The organism is Thauera sedimentorum (assembly GCF_014489115.1).
Taxonomy (GTDB): Bacteria; Pseudomonadota; Gammaproteobacteria; order Burkholderiales; family Rhodocyclaceae; genus Pseudothauera; species Pseudothauera sedimentorum.
Genome location: NZ_JACTAH010000001.1, coordinates 368445 through 384185 on the forward strand (window position 1 = coordinate 368445; position 15741 = coordinate 384185).

The following is a 15741-nucleotide window of genomic DNA, read 5'->3' on the forward strand; positions in this document are numbered from 1 at the left end:
CAAAGTCTATAAAAAGCTAAGGAAACATGCAAGCGAGTGTCGAAGGTGCGTCGAAAGCCTGGGATCTAGCCGCAGCATCCGTCGTGGTTGCTTAGACGTGCCACGCCAGTTTCCCCCTTCTTCAACGGGAGGTATAGTCGCTTCGGTTATCCGAAATATGTATTCATAGCCCCCCGTGTTACATGGACGGGGGGAAGGGGGACTTGTGAAGGTATTCATCAGCTGGTCTGGCGAGAAGAGTAAAGCCATTGCCTCAATCTTCAAGGACTGGATTCCCGCTGTAGTGCAGGCAGCAAAGCCCTACTTTTCGCCCAATGACATCGAAAAGGGGTCGAGGTGGTCTAGCGAAATTGCGAAGGAGTTAGAGGAGTCCAGTATCGGCTTGATCTGCCTAACGGATGACAACCTGCAGGCCCCATGGCTGATGTTCGAGGCGGGTGCTCTGTCCAAGAGCATGGATAAGGCCCGGGTTTGCCCCATGTTGTTTGGGGTAGAACCCACTGATCTTGCAGGGCCGTTGGTCCAGTTTCAAGGGACTCCCTTTTCGAAAGAGGAGGTCTTGAAACTGATCAGAACCATCAACACACAGCTTGGGGAGGCTGCTCTCGACGGTGGCGTGCTGAACTCTGTGTTCGAGAAATGGTGGCCAGACCTTGCTGAAAAGGTCGAGAAGGCTCTTAAGAATGAGAGGAAAGCGGTCGGTGGAGAGCTTCGCTCGGACCGTGAGCTACTGGAAGAAGTGCTCAAGATTACTCGCACCTTGTTTGTTCGAGACAAAGTGCCTCCAAATAGGCATGCAGGCGTTGTCTACCCGCTTTCCATTCGCGTCACGTCCGAACTGATTGAGCGCAACATCACCTTTGCAGGTGACATCCTTGAACGAGTGCCTGATGTGCCTGTACTAATCGCCACGAAGGACCACCTTGAGGCCTCCCTGACCCCGCTCTTCGAGCTGTTGCCTGAAGAATTTCACCGCCGCTTGGCCCCTCGGGCAGACAGTATGATCGCGGCGCTGAACAAGCGTGTGGAAGAACTCGAAGAGATCCCCTTCTAGCTCAAACGCGTAAGCGAACCAGCCAGTGCCCGAATCTGTCGTGTCGGGCGCGCCAAATACAGAAAACGCCGACCTCACCGAGGTCGGCGTTTTTCTTTGTGCGTTCGGGGCGTCGCGCGCCTCGGCGTGCGGCCGGCGGCGCGTGGGTAAGGGATACGGTCTCAGTGGCTGGCGAACACCACGGTCTTGCCGTCGCGGTCGAAGCTGACCACGTCGTAGCGGTCGGCCGGGTAGGGGCCTTCCATGCCGGGCGAGCCCATGGGCATGCCCGGGGCGGACACGCCGACCACCGGGGGTTTGTCGGCCAGCAGGCGTTTCACGTCGGCGGCCGGCACATGGCCTTCGACGATGTAGCCGCCGACCTTGGCGGTGTGGCAGGAGCCCAGTTCCTGGGGTACGCCGGCCTGGCGCTTCACCGCGCCCATCTCGCGGGTGGCGATCTCCTTCACCTGGAAGCCGTTGGCGCGCATGTGATCGGCCCATTTGCCGCAGCAGCCGCAGTTGGGGTCCTTGAACATGGTGACTTCCTCGCCGCTGGCGAGGGCGGGCAGGGCGGTGCCGAGCGCGAGGCCGAGCGCCAGCGGGGCGAGCAGTCGGGGCAGGGTGGCGGGCATGATGCGGTCTCCAGGGTTGAATTCAGTGGGATGCCGTAGCCGCGCTGCGGGCCAGCGGCAGGTGCAGGCGGAAGGTGCTGCGGCCGTCGGCCGAGCTCACGTCGAGGGCTCCGCCGTGCACTTCGGCGATCGAGCGGCTGATCGCCAGCCCGAGTCCGGCGCCTTCGCCGTGCTGCCGGCGGCCGGCGCCGGCGCGATGGAAGCGTTCGAAGATCTGCGACAGCTGTTCCGGGGCAATGGTTTCGCCCTGGTTGCTTACCGCCAGCGTGGCCCGGGTGTCGTCGCGGGTGATGGCGATGTCCACCGTGCTGCCGGGTTCGGCGTGGCGCAAGGCGTTCGACAGCAGGTTGGAGAGCGCGCGGCGCAGCATCAGGCGGTCGCCGGTGACCGCGGCTTCGCCGCTGACTGTGATGCGCACCTCTTCTTCGTCGGCCAGGGCCTCGTAGAACTCGGCCAGGGCCTGCGCTTCGACCGCGAGCTCCACGGTTTCTTCAGGGCGCGGCAGGCGGCCGTTGTCGGCCTGGGCGAGAAACAGCATGTCGCTCACCATGCGCGCGATGCGTTCGTACTCTTCCATGTTGGAGGCGAGGATCTCGCGATACTCCTCGGCGCTGCGCGCGCGCGACAGCGCCACCTGGGTCTGGGTCATCAGGTTTGACACCGGGGTGCGCAGCTCGTGGGCGATGTCGGCGGAAAAGTCCGCCAGGCGGCGGAAGGACGACTCCAGGCGATCGAGCATGCCGTTGAGCGCGTCGGCCAGTTCGCGCACTTCGGCGGGCGCGCCCTGCTCGGCGAGCCGCTCGCCGAGCTGCTCGGCCGACAGCCGGCGCGCGGTGGCGGTGACCCGGCGCAGCGGCGCCAGCCCCTTGTAGGCGGCCAGCCAGCCGAGCAGCGCGGCCGTGACCGCGGCCAGCGAGATGCCCAGCCACAGGCGGGTGCGCACTTCGTCGAGAAACTGCGCATGGTGCGAAATGTCCAGCGCCAGCACCACCTGCACGCCTTCGCCCGCATTGCCGGCAGGCAGTGCGACCAGGCTTTCCCGGCCGATGAACTGGCGTCCGCCCTGTTCCCACATCGTCGCTTCGCTGGGCAGGGCGGCGCCGTGCAGCTGCGCGGGCGGGAAGTGCCCCGCCTGGATGGCGTGCACGATGTCGCCGGAGGCGTCGCGCAGCAGCACGCCGACCATGTCGTGGCCGGTGAAGGCATCGTCCAGGCGCTGGCCGAGCGTGCGCGTGTCGCTCGGCTGGCTTTGCAGCAGGTTCTGGATCAGCGTGAGCTTGCCGCCCAGTTCGTGCTGGTCGAGCTCGCGGAAATGCGCCTCCACCGCCCGCCCGAGCACCGCGCCGACCACGATCAGCAGGCTGGCCGTGAGCAGGGCGAAGAGCAGCGCGATGCGCGCGGTGAGCGAGACCGGTCGTCCCATGTTCAGGCGGTTCCCGGCGTTTCCAGCACGTAGCCCATGCCGCGCACGGTGTGGATCAGCTTGGGCTCGAAGGGTTCGTCCACCTTGGCGCGCAGCCGGCGTACCGCCACCTCGATGACGTTGGTGTCGCTGTCGAAGTTCATGTCCCATACCTGCGAGGCGATCAGCGAGCGCGGCAGCACTTCGCCCTGGCGGCGCAGCAGCAGCTCCAGCAGGGCGAACTCCTTGGCAGTGAGGTCGATGCGCTGGCCGGCGCGGGTCACCCGGCGGCGCAGCAGGTCCAGCTCCAGGTCGGCGGCGCGCATCAGCTCCGGCTCGCGGGTGCGGCCGCGGCGCAGCAGGGTGCGCACGCGGGCGAGCAGTTCGGAGAAGGCGAAGGGCTTCACCAGGTAGTCGTCCGCGCCCAGTTCCAGGCCGCGCACGCGGTCCTCCACCTGGTCGCGCGCAGTGAGGAAGAGCACCGGGGTCTCGTGCCCGCCGCGGCGCAGGGTCTGCAGGATGCCCCAGCCGTCGAGCGAGGGCAGCATCACGTCGAGCACGATCAGGTCGTACTCGCCGTTCAGCGCCAGGTGCAGGCCGTCCAGGCCGTCGCGCGCCAGATCGACCACGAAGCCGGCCTCGCCCAGGCCCTGCCGGAGGTAGTCGCCGGTCTTGGGCTCGTCTTCGACGATGAGGATCTTCATGTTGTCCGTCCGCTGCTGCGCATGGCCGCATTGTGCCCTTGCCGTGCCGCGTGGGCGTATTGATTACAGAGATGTAATCCGCGCGTCAGCTTCGTGTAGACCCTGCGCGGCCAAACTCGGTGCCACCTTCAACCTGCACCTGGAGCCGACATGAGCATCCGTATCTCCACCCAGGCCACTCCGGCCGTCTCCGTCATCTTCGCCGGCCTGCTGTTCGCCGTGCCCCTCGCCCCGGCGTCGGCCGCCGATGAGCATGCGGGCCACGGCGCCGGCCATGTCGCCACGCATGCCGCGGTGGGCGCGTCGGAGGGCACGGTACGCAAGATCGACCCTGCCGCCGGCAAGCTGACCATCAAGCACGGACCGCTGGAGAACCTCGGCATGCCGCCGATGACCATGGCCTTTGCCGCGGATGCCGCCTTGCTGGACGGGGTCAAGGTTGGCGACAAGGTGCGCTTCGTGGCCGAGCGGGTCAATGGCGTGTTCACGGTGAAGTCCCTGGAAGTTCAGCCTTGAACGCGGGGGCGTGATGCGGGCGAAGCTGGCTGCGCTGGGCGGCCTTGCGGGCTTCCTCGGACTGGCGCTCGGAGCCTGGATGCTGGCCGGTGACGCGCCGGCGTCCGGGCTGCTGCGACCCGACGACGCAACGCTGACCGAGCGTGGCCGGCAGGTCTACCTGGCGCATTGCGCCGCCTGCCACGGGGCGGAACTCCAGGGACAGCCCGACTGGCGCACGCGCGGCGCCGACGGCAGCTTGCCGGCACCGCCGCACGATGCTTCCGGCCACACCTGGCACCACCCGGACGAGCTGCTGTTCCGCATGACCAAGTACGGCGTCGGGCAGGCGGCCGGGCTTGAGGGCTACGAGTCGGCCATGCCTGCCTATGAGGGGCTGCTCGACGACGAGGAAATCGTCGCCGTGCTGTCGTGGATCAAGTCGCAGTGGCCGGCCGAGGTGCGCGCCATGCACGACCAGGTCAACGCGCGGGCACAGGCCGTGCGCTGAGCCGCTGGCCCGCGGGTCGGCATTCAAGGACAAAGCCATGAAATCCGTGACCCTGACGGTCTCCCGCTTCATCCTGCTGGCAGCGGCATTCGGTGCCCTGTCGGCAGCCCAGGCCGCCGAACCCGCGCTCGGCGAGCGCCTGGACGAACTGCTGGCCTACGCCCGCGAGCACAACCCGGACCTGGCCGCCAGCACGCTGGAGGCCGACGCGGCGCATGCGCGGGTCGAACCCGCCGCCGCGCTGCCGGACCCGCGCTTCCAGCTCGAGCTGATGGACGTCACCAACACCATGAATCCCGGGCGCTCGACTTCGCTGCTGCCCGGCGAGGTGGGCACCACGCGCTACCGGGTGATCCAGCCGCTGCCCTTCTGGGGTAAGCGCGATTTGCGCGGAGAGGTGGCCGCCGCCCAGGCCGGGCGTACCGATGCGCTGCGCGAACGCACCCGCGTCGAGTTGGAATTCCGCATCAAGAGCGCCTTCGCCCAGCACTACCAGGCTTTCGGGCGCAGCCGCATCCTCGACGAAACGCTGGCCCTGGTCGATCTGCTCGAGCAGGTGGCCACCGCGCGCTACAGCGTCGGCCTGGTGCCGCAGCAGGACGTGATCCGCGCGCAGAGCGAACGTACCGCGCTGAAGGTGGAGTTGCTCGAGTCCGAGCGCCGCCGGCGCGATGCCGCGGCCAAGCTCAACGCCGCGCTGGCGCGCGATCCGCGTGCGGAACTGGCGCCGCCGCGGATGCTGCCGGCCGGGCCGGAAGAGATGGACCTGGCGCTGCTGGCCGAACGGGTGCGCACCGCCTCGCCCGAGATCGCCGGGGAGCGCGCCGGCATGCTGGCCGCGCAGAAGAGCCGTGAGCTCACCTGGCTCAATCGCTATCCCGACTTTGCCGTGGGCGTCACCCACAACCGCCCGGCGGGCGGCGACAGCAACTGGGACGTGATGCTGGAACTCAACATCCCGCTGCAGCAGTCCGCGCGCCGCGCGCAGGAGCGCGCCGCGGTGGCCGGCGAGCAGGCCGCCGAAGCGCGTGTCGCCGCCGCCGAGGCTCGCCAGCTGGGCCGTCTGGGCGAGGCCTGGGCGGGCTTCGAGTCGAGCCGCGAGAAGGCCGGGCTGCTGCGCGACACCTTGTTGCCGCAGGCCGATGCCACGCTCGAATCCGCCCGCGCCGGCTACGAGACCGGGCGGGTCAATTTCAATACCGTGATCGAGGCGCAGCGGCAGATCCTGCGCACCCGCCTCGCCCTGCTGGACGCCGAAGCCGACACCGCGCTGCGCCTGGCCGAACTGGAACTGATTGCTGGAGGAAGCCTGTGATGCGACCGATGGGTTTGGGCCTGACCGTAGTGGCGATTGCCGTGGCTGCGGCCGGCGGCTACTGGGCCGGCAGCGGCGGACATGGTACGCCGGCGGCCGGCACCGAGGTGGCCGCGGCCGGCGAGGCGGCGCCCGCGCAAGGCAGCGGCGAACGCAAGATCCTCTACTACCGCAATCCTATGGGTCTGCCGGACACCTCGCCGGTGCCCAAGAAGGACTCCATGGGCATGGACTACATCCCGGTGTACGAGGGCGACGGGCCGGACGATACGGGCGCGGTCAAGGTCAGCCCGGCGCGCCTGCAGACCCTGGGGGTGAAGACCGCGCGCGCCGAGACCGCGGTGGTGGATGCCGCGGTGCGCGCGGTGGGCCGGGTGGAAGTGGACGAGCGCCGCATCCACGACGTGGCGCCGCGCTTCGAAGGCTGGATCGAGCGCCTGTTCGTCTCCGCCACCGGCGATCCGGTCAAGAAGGGCCAGGCGCTGTTCTCGGTGTACAGCCCGGAACTGGTCTCCGCGCAGCAGGAACTGCAGATTGCCGAGCGCCTGTCGACCGGAGCGAGCGCGGGTGAGGCCGAGGCGGTGGCCGGCGCCGAGCGCCTGGCCCAGGCCGCACGCGAGCGCCTGCGCAACTGGAACGTGGCGCCCGGCAAGGGCGATGCCGCGCGGGTGATATTGAGCTCGCCGGTCAATGGCGTGGTGCTGGAAAAGCGCGCCGTCGAAGGCATGCGCTTCGCGCCCGGCACTGCGATCTACCGCATTGCGGACCTGTCCTCGGTATGGGTGCTGGCCGACGTGTATGAACAGGACCTGGCGCGGGTCAAGGTGGGCGAGACCGCCCAGGTTACCCTCGATGCCTATCCCGGGCAGACCTTCGATGCCCGCGTGGCCTATGTGTACCCGACGCTCAACGCCGCCACCCGCACCACGCCGGTCCGCCTGGAACTGGCCAACCCGGACGGCCAGCTGCGCCCGGGCATGTTCGCCCATGCGGAGCTGGCCACCGCCGGGCGCAGCCCGCAGGTGACCGTGCCGCGTTCGGCGGTGATCGATTCCGGCGAGCGCCAGGTGGTGTTCGTGGTGCAGGGCGAGGGGCGCTTCAAGCCGCAGGAGGTCAAGCTGGGCCAGCGCGGCAGCGAGCGGGTGGAGATCCTCGACGGGCTGGCCGAGGGCGACGAGGTGGTGGTCGCGGCCAACTTCCTGATCGACGCGGAGAGCAACCTCAAGGCCGCGCTGGCCTCCTTCGCGGAGCCGCAGGCGGCCGCCGCCAAGGTGTACGAGGCCACCGGCAACATCGAATCCATCGATCTCTCCAGCAACTCGGTGTCGATGACCCACGACCCCATCCCCGACCTGCAGTGGCCGGCGATGACCATGGACTTCGGACTGGACAACGCCGAGGTGACGGCCGGCATCCTGCCCGGCGAGCCGATCTGGTTCGCCTTCGAGGACCGCGGCGACGGCGAGTTCGTCATCACCCGCATCGAGAAGATGGACGGCGCCCATGCTGCCGGCCACGGGGGGCACTGACATGCTCGACCGGCTGATCGAATGGTCCGCGCGCAACGTCTTCCTGGTCTTGCTCGCCACCTTTGCGGTGGTCGCCGGCGGCGTCTATGCGGTGAAGAAGACGCCGCTGGACGCGCTGCCCGACCTCTCCGACGTGCAGGTGATCGTCTATACCCAGTACCCCGGCCAGGCGCCGCAGGTGGTGGAGGACCAGGTCACCTATCCGCTCACCACCGCCATGCTCGCGGTGCCGCAGGCCCGTGTGGTGCGCGGTTTCTCGATGTTCGGCGCGTCCTATGTGTACGTGATCTTCGAGGACGGCACCGACATCTACTGGGCGCGCTCGCGGGTGCTGGAGTACCTCAGCGCGGCGCAGGGCAACCTGCCGTCCGGGGTCAATCCGCAGCTCGGCCCGGACGCCACCGGCGTGGGCTGGGTGTTCCAGTACGCGCTGACCGGCAAGGACCAGAGCCTGGCCGACCTGCGCAGCGTGCAGGACTGGTACGTGCGCTACCAGCTCACCAAGGCCGGCGGCGTGGCCGAGGTGGCCAGCGTGGGCGGCTTCGTCAAGGAATACCAGGTCACCGTGGACCCGCACCGGCTGGCCAGCTACGGCATTCCGCTCTCGCGCGTGTCGCAGGTGATCCGCGAATCCAACCGCGATGTCGGCGGCCGGGTGGTGGAACTGGCCGAGAAGGAGTTCATGGTGCGCGGTCTGGGCTACCTGGACGGCGTGGGCGACATCGAAAAGCTGGTCCTGAAGGCCGACGGCGGCACCCCGGTACGGGTGTCGGACGTGGCGCGGGTCGAACTGGTGCCGGCCGGGCGGCGCGGCATCGCGGAACTCAACGGCGAGGGCGAGGTGGCCTCAGGCATCGTCATGGCGCGCTTCGGCCAGAACGCGCTGGACGTGATCGCCAACGTCAAGGAAAAGATCGAGGAGCTCAAGCCCGGCCTGCCGGCAGGCACCGAGATCCTGCCGGTGTACGACCGCGCGCCGCTGATCGAGCGGGCGATCGCCAACCTCAAGTGGACGCTGATGGAGGAGAGCCTGATCGTCGCCGCGGTGTGCGTGATCTTCCTGCTCCATGTGCGCAGCGCGCTGGTGGCCATCATCACGCTGCCGATCGGCATCCTGATCGCCTTCATCGCCATGCGGGCGATGGACATGGGCAGCAACATCATGAGCCTGGGCGGCATCGCCATCGCCATCGGCGCGATGGTGGATGCGGCCATCGTGATGATCGAGAACGCCCACAAGCGCCTGGAGCGCCTGGCGCCGGATGCCACTCAGCGCGAGCGCGCGATGACCATGATCGCCGCCTGCAAGGAGGTCGGCCCGGCGCTGTTCTTCTCGCTGTTGATCATCACCGTGTCCTTCCTGCCGGTGTTCACGCTGGAAGGGCAGGAAGGGCGGCTGTTCAGCCCGCTGGCCTTCACCAAGACCTTCGCCATGGCCGGCGCCGCGCTGCTGTCGGTGACCCTGGTGCCAGTGCTGATGATGTTCTTCATCCGCGGGCGCATCATGCCGGAGCAGAAGAACCCGGTGAACCGCTTCCTGATCTGGGTGTACCGGCCGATCATCCAGTGGGTGATGCGCCACAAGTGGCTCACCCTGGTGCTGGCGCTCGTGTCGATGGCCGCCACCGTGTTCCCGGCACGGCAGATCGGCTCGGAGTTCATGCCCACGCTCAACGAAGGCGCCATCTTCTACATGCCGGCCTCGCTGCCGGGCATGTCGGTGACCGAAGCGTCCCGCCTGCTGGCGGTGACCAACCGGGTGATCAAGACCTTCCCCGAGGTCGAGTCGGTGTACGGCAAGGCCGGGCGCGCGGCCAGCGCCACCGACCCGGCGCCGATCGAGATGTTCGAGACGGTGATCAACCTCAAGCCGGCGTCCGAATGGCGCCCCGGCATGACCGTGGACAAGCTGATCGCCGAGATGGACGCTGCGCTCAAGTTCCCCGGACTGGCCAACTCGTGGACCATGCCGATCAAGGCGCGCATCGACATGCTGTCCACCGGCATCCGCACCCCGGTGGGGGTGAAGGTGTTTGGCAAGGACCTCGCCACCATCGAGAAAGTGGCGCGCGAGATCGAGCAGGCGGTCAAGAACGTGCCGGGCACATCGAGCGCCTATGCCGAGCGTGCCACCGGCGGCTACTACCTGGACATCGTCCCGCGCCGCGAGCAGCTGGCGCGCTACGGCATCACCGTGGGCGACTTCCAGCAGGTGGTGGCCACCGCGCTCGGTGGCACGCCGGTGACCACAGCGGTGGAAGGCCTGGAGCGCTACAACATCAGCGTGCGTTACCCGCGCGCCCTGCGCGACGACCCGCAGCGCATCGCCACCGAGGTGTTCGTGCCCTCGACCGCGGGCATGATCCCGCTCGGCCAACTCGCCGACGTCGAACTGCGCAACGGCCCGCCGGGCATCAAGACCGAGAACGCGCTGCTGGCGGCCTACGTGTTCGTCGACATCCGCGACCGCGACATCGGCTCCTACGTGAAGGAAGCCCAGCAGGCGGTGGCCGACAAGGTCAGCTTCCCGCCCGGCTACTACGCCACCTGGTCGGGGCAGTTCGAGTACATGGAGCGCGCCAAGGCCAAGCTGATCGTGGTGGTGCCGCTCACCCTGGCGATCATCTTCGTGCTGCTCTATCTCAACTTCCGCCGGCTCACCGAGACCCTGATCGTCATGCTTTCGGTGCCCTTCGCGCTGGTCGGCGGCATCTGGCTGATGTGGTGGCTGGGCTACAACATGAGCGTGGCGGTGGCGGTGGGCTTCATCGCCCTGGCCGGCGTGGCCGCGGAAACCGGCGTGGTGATGCTGATCTACCTCGACCAGGCGTGGAAGGAGATCCGCGCCGAGCGCGAGGCCGAAGGGCGGCTGCCCGGCGCGGCCGACCTCTACCACGCGATCATGGAAGGCGCGGTGGAACGCGTGCGGCCGAAGATGATGACCGTGGTGGCGATCATGGCCGGCCTGCTGCCCATCATGTGGAGCACCGGCACCGGATCGGAGGTGATGAGCCGCATCGCCGCGCCCATGGTGGGCGGGATGATCTCCTCCACCGTGCTGACCCTGGCGGTGATCCCGGCGCTCTACGCGCTGGTCAAGGAATGGCAGCTGCGCCGCAGCCAGCGCGGGGCGGAGCAGATCGTGCCGATCGGGCAGGCCTGAGCGGGCGAACGCGGTCGTACCTGCGGTCGTCCACACGGTAAAGGAGGAGGACGGGCGATGAACGACTGGCTGAAGCGCACCTGGCAGGCCTTCCGCGCCTGGTGCCGGGAGAACGAGCAGGCGCACCGCAATGCGCCGGTGTCGCCGTGCTGCTCGGCACCCCCGCCGGGCGCCGGCCAGCGCCCGCATCACGACGAACAAAAGAGCGGAGAAGGAGAACGTCGATGAACCGTCATGCAATCTGGACTCGCCGCCTGGCCCTGCTCGCCGGCCTGTTGCCGCTGGCCGCCGCGGCCCAGGGCTGGCAGGCGCCGCCCAAGCCGAGCAAGGGGCTGATGCCCAATGCGGTGCTCGGCAAACCCCTGTTCCAGGCCAACTGCGCGCAGTGCCACGGCGCCGATCTCAAGGGCAGCGACCAGGGGCCGCCGCTGTTGCACCGTATCTATGAGCCTTCGCACCATGGCGACGCGGCCTTCCAGATGGCGGTGGCGCAGGGCACCAAGGCCCACCACTGGCAGTTCGGCGACATGGCGCCGGTGCCCGGCCTGACGCCGGACGACGTGGCCCACATCACCGCCTATGTGCGGGTCGAGCAGCGCAGGGTCGGCATCCGTTGAGGGGTGGTCGCGGCGTCGGTGTTTCCTAGTTTCCAGTCAATCGCCTTCGGCTTCGCGTGACGGCGCGCGTCCGTCGATCTGCTGTCTGGACGGCAGGCGCGGGCCGTCAGGCGCGGCTTTAACCGGGGCGCACCGCCTCCAGCGCCTGCTGCAGCCGCGCCACCGTGCCGTCGACGTCGTCCAGCTTGTCGAGGCCGAAGAGGCCGATGCGGAAGGTCTTGAAGTCGGCCGGCTCGTCGCACTGCAACGGTACGCCGGCAGCGGTCTGCAGGCCCGCGGCGGCGAAGGCGGCGCCGCTCTTGATGGCGTCGTCGTCGGTGTAGCTCACCACCACGCCCGGCGCCTTGAAGCCCTCTGCGGCCACGCTCCGGAAACCGTGCGCTTCCAGCAGCGCGCGCACGCGGGCGCCGAGCTCTTCCTGCGCGGCGCGCACCCGCTCGAAACCACGGCCCTCGGTCTCGCGCATGATGTCGCGCAGGCGGCGCAGGCTGTCGGTGGGCATGGTGGCGTGGTAGGCGTGGCCGCCGCCTTCGTAGGCGGCCATGATCTGCAACCACTTCTTCAGGTCACAGGCGAAGCTGGTGCTGGTGGTGGCGTCGATGCGCGCGCGCGCGGCCTCGCCGAGCATGACCAGGGCACAGCACGGCGAGCCACTCCAGCCCTTTTGCGGGGCGCTGATCAGGATGTCGGCGCCGGTCGCCTCCATGTCCACCCAGATCGCGCCGGAAGCGATGCAGTCGAGCACGAACAGGCCGCCGACCGCATGCACCGCGTCGGCCACCGCACGCAGGTAGGCGTCGGGCAGGATCATCCCCGAGGCGGTCTCGACGTGCGGGGCGAAGACCAGCTCGGGGCGGTGCTCACGGATCGCGGCGACGACTTCGTCGATCGGCGGCGGGGCGAACGGCGCCTGCGATCCGTCGCTCGTCGGCCGTGCCTTGAGCACGACGGATTCGGCCGGAATCCCGCCCATGTCGAAGATCTGCGTCCACCGGTAGCTGAACCAGCCATTGCGGATCACCAGCGTCTTGCGCCCGGTGGCGAACTGGCGCGCGACCGCCTCCATGCCGAAGGTGCCGCTGCCGGGCACGACGGCCACCGCCTGTGCGTGATAGACCTTCTTCAGCAGCGCCGAGATGTCGCGCATGACGCCCTGGAAGGCGCGCGACATGTGGTTCAACGAACGGTCGGTATAGACCACCGAATATTCGAGCAGGCCATCGGGATCGACATCGGGCAGCAGGCCGGGCATGGTCACCTCCTTGAGTGTTCCCGGCGGCGGCGTGCGCGCGCCGGGCAAATGAGGGGTGGGTCGCCGGTTCGCCCGGCGCAGCCACCCGCTCGCGACAATTTGTTTACACGCGCTCAGTCCGCCTGTTCGCCGAAGGCCGGCACGACCTCGTCGATCAGCGCGTGCATGGCTGCGCGGATCTGCGCTTCGCTGCAGCCCATCAGCAGGGCGTCTTCCATGATGTCCTGCACCGTCTGGCGCAGTTCCGCATGGTTCTCGTTGAGCACCTTGATCTTTTCCAGGCAGGCGACCGGTGCGCCGCTGGGCTTGCGCCAGATGATGGTATCGGGGTCCGTGGTCTTCATGGCCGTGGGGCGAGCAGGGAATACCGCGGAATTCTAGCCCGGGAGCCGCCGCTGCGTCAGGAGCGGAAACGACCGCGGCCCGCTCCCTGGTCGGGAAGCGGGCCGCGGATCACCCGGCGACCGAAGGCGCCGGGGCGGAGCGAAGTTCGCTCAGGCGGACTTGCGGGCCGGCTTGGCGGCGGTGGCGCCGACAGCCTTGACGGCCGCGCTGGTCGCGGAGCTGACGTTGGCTTCGGCGATATCCACCACCTGGCGGGCAGCCTTGCTCACGCTGTCGTAGGTGGAGTTGGCGGCGGCCAGGGCGCTCTTGACCGCGGAGATCGCCGCGTCGGACCCGGCGGGGGCGGACTTGGCGGCCTCGTCCAGGGCGGCGTTCATGGTCTTGTTCAGCTCGGCGAACTGGGATTCGAGCAGCTTGCTGATCTCTTCCTGGTTCTGCGACGCAATTTCGTAAACGCTGCGGTAGTAGGCTACCAGCTTCTCGGCGCCGGGCTGGACCAGGGAGGTCTGCAGGGCGACGAAGGCTTGCGGGTCCTTGGCTTCGGTCAGTGCCTTGAGGTTGGCCATGCTGTCTTCGATCATGGCGCGGGCGGTGTTGAGGTTCAGCGCGGCCAGGCGCTCGGCGGAGGCCATGGCGGCGGCGCTGACGCTGAGCAGGGATTCGACGGTGGCCTTGTTGCTGGCGGCGAGCTTTTCGGGGGTGGCGATCATGGCAGACTCCTGATGACGTTGGTTGTCGGTGTTGCCGGCAGCCTCCCGCTGAGAGAGCGAATTGCTGCGGTGCACAATTACAAGTGTAGAGTACGAATTCTTGATGTCAACAAATAATTGTGCGCTGCAGCAAAAATCGTCCGCATGCTCGGGACAGGCACAAAAGGCAGCGGGCCGGCGGAACCCTGGGGTTCCGGTCGGCCCGCCGGTAGTGGTTGTGGGCGGGATGAAACCCGCCGTCCGCTGACTACTTCTTGCGCATCGGCGGCAGGTCGGTGCAGCTGCCGTGCGCGACCTCGGCCGCCATGCCCACCGTCTCGCCCAGCGTCGGGTGCGGGTGGATGGTCTTGCCGATATCGACCGCGTCGGCGCCCATCTCGATGGCCAGACAGACCTCGCCGATCATGTCGCCGGCAGACGGCCCGACGATGGTGCCGCCGATCACGCGGTGCGTTTCCGCATCGAAGATCAGCTTGGTGAAGCCGTAGTCGGCGCCGTTGGCGATCGCGCGGCCCGAGGCGGCCCAGGGGAACTTGGCCACCTCGACCTTTTTGCCTTCGGCCTTGGCCTGCGCCTCGGTGTAGCCGACCCAGGCCACTTCCGGATGGGTGTAGGCCACGCCGGGAATTACCGTGGCGTCGAAGGCAGCCTTCTGTCCGGCCGCGACTTCCGCCGCGACGTGGGCTTCATGCACCGCCTTGTGGGCAAGCATGGGCTGGCCGACGACGTCGCCGATGGCGAAGATGTGCGGCACGTTGGTGCGCATCTGCGCATCCACCGGGATGAAACCGCGCTCGCCGACGATCACCCCCGCCTTGTCGGCGCCGATCTTGTTGCCGTTGGGCGCGCGGCCCGCCGACTGCAGGATCATGTCGTACTTCACCGGCTCGGCGGGTGCCCCTTCGCCTTCGAACTTCACGTAAAGGCCATCGTCCTTGGCCTCGACGGCCACGGTCTTGGTCTTCAGCATGATCTTGTCGAAGCGCTGGGCGTTCTGCTTCTCCCACACCTTCACCGCGTCGCGGTCCGGGCCCTGCATCAGGCCGTCCATCATCTCGACCACGTCGATGCGCGCGCCGAGCGTGGAATACACCGTGGCCATCTCCAGGCCGATGATGCCGCCGCCGATGACCAGCATCTTGCCCGGCACCTGGCGCAGTTCCAGCGCGCCGGTGGAGTCCACGATGCGCGGATCGCGCGGGATGAAGGGCAGGTGCACGGCGGCGGAACCGGCTGCAATGATGCACTGCTTGAACTTCACCACCTTCTTGGCGCCGGTCTTGTCCTGTGCGCTGCCGGTGGTTTCTTCGACCTCGATGTGATGCGGGTCGAGGAAGCTGCCGTAGCCGCGGATCACATCCACCTTGCGCGCCTTGGCCATACCGGCCAGCCCGCCGGTGAGCTTGCCGATCACGCCGTCCTTGTGCTTGCGGAGCGCGTCGACATCGACCGTGGGCTTGGCGAACTTGATGCCGGCGGTTTCGACATGTTCGGCCTCTTCGATCACCGCGGCGACGTGCAGCAGCGCCTTGGACGGGATGCAGCCGACGTTCAGGCACACCCCGCCGAGCGTGGCGTAACGCTCGATGATCGCGGTCTTGAGACCGAGGTCGGCGGCGCGGAAGGCCGCCGAGTAGCCGCCTGGGCCGGCGCCGAGGACGACCATGTCGTACTCGACGTCGGCGCTGCCGGCGTGCGCGGCTGCGGTCGGGGCCGACGCCGCGGCGGGTGCTGCGGCCGGCGCCGGGGCGCTAGCCTGAGCAGGGGCCGCAGCGGCTTCGCCAGCCGCCTCGACCTTGATCAGCACCGCGCCTTCGCTGACCTTGTCGCCGAGCTTGACCAGCACTTCCTTGACCACGCCGGCGGCCGACGAGGGCACATCCATGGTGGCCTTGTCGGACTCCAGCGTGCAGATGGCGTCATCCACCTTGATGCTGTCGCCGGCTTTGACGAACAGCTCGATCACCGGCACCGCGTCGAAATCACCGATGTCCGGCACCTTTACTTCAACGATCTGGCTCATGTCCGGG

General features: G+C 68.1%; 15 protein-coding genes. 8 read left to right on the forward strand and 7 right to left on the reverse strand.

Going from position 1 to position 15741, the window contains the following annotated elements; genetic code table 11:
• Nucleotides 1–205: 205 nt before the first annotated feature.
• On the forward strand, nt 206–1054 hold the full coding sequence (locus IAI53_RS01645; RefSeq protein WP_187716422.1) for a toll/interleukin-1 receptor domain-containing protein: 849 nt from the start codon (nt 206–208) through the stop codon (nt 1052–1054).
• Nucleotides 1055–1215: 161 nt separating this feature from the next.
• Here the strand turns inward: IAI53_RS01645 and IAI53_RS01650 are convergent, their stop codons facing one another.
• Genes IAI53_RS01650 through IAI53_RS01660 form a run of 3 tightly spaced genes read right to left on the reverse strand, consistent with a single transcriptional unit; the run spans nt 1216 to nt 3774 of the window.
• Nucleotides 1216–1668, reverse strand: coding sequence for a DUF411 domain-containing protein (locus tag IAI53_RS01650; RefSeq protein ID WP_187716423.1), 453 nt, complete (start codon nt 1666–1668; stop codon nt 1216–1218).
• A gap of 22 nt (nt 1669–1690) precedes the next feature.
• Nucleotides 1691–3091, reverse strand: a complete 1401-nt coding sequence (locus IAI53_RS01655; protein WP_187716424.1) for a heavy metal sensor histidine kinase — start codon at nt 3089–3091, stop codon at nt 1691–1693.
• Between the two features lie 2 nt (nt 3092–3093).
• Nucleotides 3094–3774 (reverse strand): heavy metal response regulator transcription factor, encoded by a 681-nt coding sequence (locus tag IAI53_RS01660; RefSeq protein ID WP_187716425.1) that lies wholly within the window; start codon nt 3772–3774, stop codon nt 3094–3096.
• Nucleotides 3775–3924: 150 nt separating this feature from the next.
• Between IAI53_RS01660 and IAI53_RS01665 the strand changes: the two genes are divergently transcribed.
• From IAI53_RS01665 to IAI53_RS01695, 7 genes are read left to right on the forward strand one after another with little or no spacing between them, the layout of a single operon-like run.
• Nucleotides 3925–4290 carry a copper-binding protein gene (locus IAI53_RS01665; protein WP_187716426.1) on the forward strand — a complete coding sequence of 122 codons (366 nt, stop codon included), beginning with the start codon at nt 3925–3927 and terminating at the stop codon, nt 4288–4290.
• Nucleotides 4291–4303: 13 nt separating this feature from the next.
• A complete protein-coding gene (locus IAI53_RS01670; RefSeq protein ID WP_187716427.1) occupies nt 4304–4780 on the forward strand; it encodes a c-type cytochrome in 477 nt (158 codons plus the stop codon).
• 37 nt (nt 4781–4817) lie between these two features.
• Nucleotides 4818–6095, forward strand: a complete 1278-nt coding sequence (locus tag IAI53_RS01675) for a TolC family protein (protein WP_187716428.1) — start codon at nt 4818–4820, stop codon at nt 6093–6095.
• The gene (locus IAI53_RS01680) at nt 6095–7624 is read left to right on the forward strand and encodes an efflux RND transporter periplasmic adaptor subunit (RefSeq protein WP_187716429.1); all 1530 of its coding nucleotides are present in this window, start codon (nt 6095–6097) and stop codon (nt 7622–7624) included. Before IAI53_RS01675 ends, IAI53_RS01680 begins: the two co-directional genes overlap by 1 nt.
• A gap of 1 nt (nt 7625) precedes the next feature.
• Nucleotides 7626–10787 carry an efflux RND transporter permease subunit gene (locus IAI53_RS01685; RefSeq protein WP_187717913.1) on the forward strand — a complete coding sequence of 1054 codons (3162 nt, stop codon included), beginning with the start codon at nt 7626–7628 and terminating at the stop codon, nt 10785–10787.
• Between the two features lie 57 nt (nt 10788–10844).
• Entirely contained in the window at nt 10845–11015 is a 171-nt protein-coding gene (locus tag IAI53_RS01690) for a hypothetical protein (RefSeq protein WP_187716430.1), read from the forward strand.
• Nucleotides 11012–11404 (forward strand): c-type cytochrome, encoded by a 393-nt coding sequence (locus tag IAI53_RS01695; RefSeq protein WP_187716431.1) that lies wholly within the window; start codon nt 11012–11014, stop codon nt 11402–11404. The genes IAI53_RS01690 and IAI53_RS01695 overlap by 4 nt, the downstream gene beginning before the upstream one ends.
• A 118-nt stretch (nt 11405–11522) precedes the next feature.
• Here IAI53_RS01695 and IAI53_RS01700 read toward each other — a convergent pair whose 3' ends face one another.
• From IAI53_RS01700 to lpdA, 4 genes are all read right to left on the reverse strand, one after another.
• Nucleotides 11523–12656 carry an aminotransferase class V-fold PLP-dependent enzyme gene (locus tag IAI53_RS01700; RefSeq protein ID WP_187716432.1) on the reverse strand — a complete coding sequence of 378 codons (1134 nt, stop codon included), beginning with the start codon at nt 12654–12656 and terminating at the stop codon, nt 11523–11525.
• Between the two features lie 113 nt (nt 12657–12769).
• The gene (locus tag IAI53_RS01705) at nt 12770–13000 is read right to left on the reverse strand and encodes a hypothetical protein (RefSeq protein ID WP_187716433.1); all 231 of its coding nucleotides are present in this window, start codon (nt 12998–13000) and stop codon (nt 12770–12772) included.
• A gap of 150 nt (nt 13001–13150) precedes the next feature.
• Nucleotides 13151–13711 carry a TIGR01841 family phasin gene (gene phaP / locus IAI53_RS01710; protein ID WP_187716434.1) on the reverse strand — a complete coding sequence of 187 codons (561 nt, stop codon included), beginning with the start codon at nt 13709–13711 and terminating at the stop codon, nt 13151–13153.
• A gap of 247 nt (nt 13712–13958) precedes the next feature.
• Nucleotides 13959–15734, reverse strand: coding sequence for a dihydrolipoyl dehydrogenase (gene lpdA / locus IAI53_RS01715; RefSeq protein ID WP_187716435.1), 1776 nt, complete (start codon nt 15732–15734; stop codon nt 13959–13961).
• Between the last annotated feature and the right edge of the window lie 7 nt (nt 15735–15741).

Excerpts from the sequence above, each read along its gene's own strand:
- IAI53_RS01650 (WP_187716423.1), bottom strand. The coding sequence starts at position 1,668 with ATGCCCGCCACCCTGCCCCGACTGCTCGCCCCGCTGGCGCTCGGCCTC.
- IAI53_RS01655 (WP_187716424.1), bottom strand. The coding sequence starts at position 3,091 with ATGGGACGACCGGTCTCGCTCACCGCGCGCATCGCGCTGCTCTTCGCC.
- IAI53_RS01660 (WP_187716425.1), bottom strand. The coding sequence starts at position 3,774 with ATGAAGATCCTCATCGTCGAAGACGAGCCCAAGACCGGCGACTACCTC.
- IAI53_RS01665 (WP_187716426.1), top strand. The coding sequence starts at position 3,925 with ATGAGCATCCGTATCTCCACCCAGGCCACTCCGGCCGTCTCCGTCATC.
- IAI53_RS01670 (WP_187716427.1), top strand. The coding sequence starts at position 4,304 with ATGCGGGCGAAGCTGGCTGCGCTGGGCGGCCTTGCGGGCTTCCTCGGA.
- IAI53_RS01675 (WP_187716428.1), top strand. The coding sequence starts at position 4,818 with ATGAAATCCGTGACCCTGACGGTCTCCCGCTTCATCCTGCTGGCAGCG.
- IAI53_RS01680 (WP_187716429.1), top strand. The coding sequence starts at position 6,095 with ATGCGACCGATGGGTTTGGGCCTGACCGTAGTGGCGATTGCCGTGGCT.
- IAI53_RS01685 (WP_187717913.1), top strand. The coding sequence starts at position 7,626 with ATGCTCGACCGGCTGATCGAATGGTCCGCGCGCAACGTCTTCCTGGTC.
- IAI53_RS01690 (WP_187716430.1), top strand. The coding sequence starts at position 10,845 with ATGAACGACTGGCTGAAGCGCACCTGGCAGGCCTTCCGCGCCTGGTGC.
- IAI53_RS01695 (WP_187716431.1), top strand. The coding sequence starts at position 11,012 with ATGAACCGTCATGCAATCTGGACTCGCCGCCTGGCCCTGCTCGCCGGC.
- IAI53_RS01700 (WP_187716432.1), bottom strand. The coding sequence starts at position 12,656 with ATGCCCGGCCTGCTGCCCGATGTCGATCCCGATGGCCTGCTCGAATAT.
- IAI53_RS01705 (WP_187716433.1), bottom strand. The coding sequence starts at position 13,000 with ATGAAGACCACGGACCCCGATACCATCATCTGGCGCAAGCCCAGCGGC.
- phaP (WP_187716434.1), bottom strand. The coding sequence starts at position 13,711 with ATGATCGCCACCCCCGAAAAGCTCGCCGCCAGCAACAAGGCCACCGTC.
- lpdA (WP_187716435.1), bottom strand. The coding sequence starts at position 15,734 with ATGAGCCAGATCGTTGAAGTAAAGGTGCCGGACATCGGTGATTTCGAC.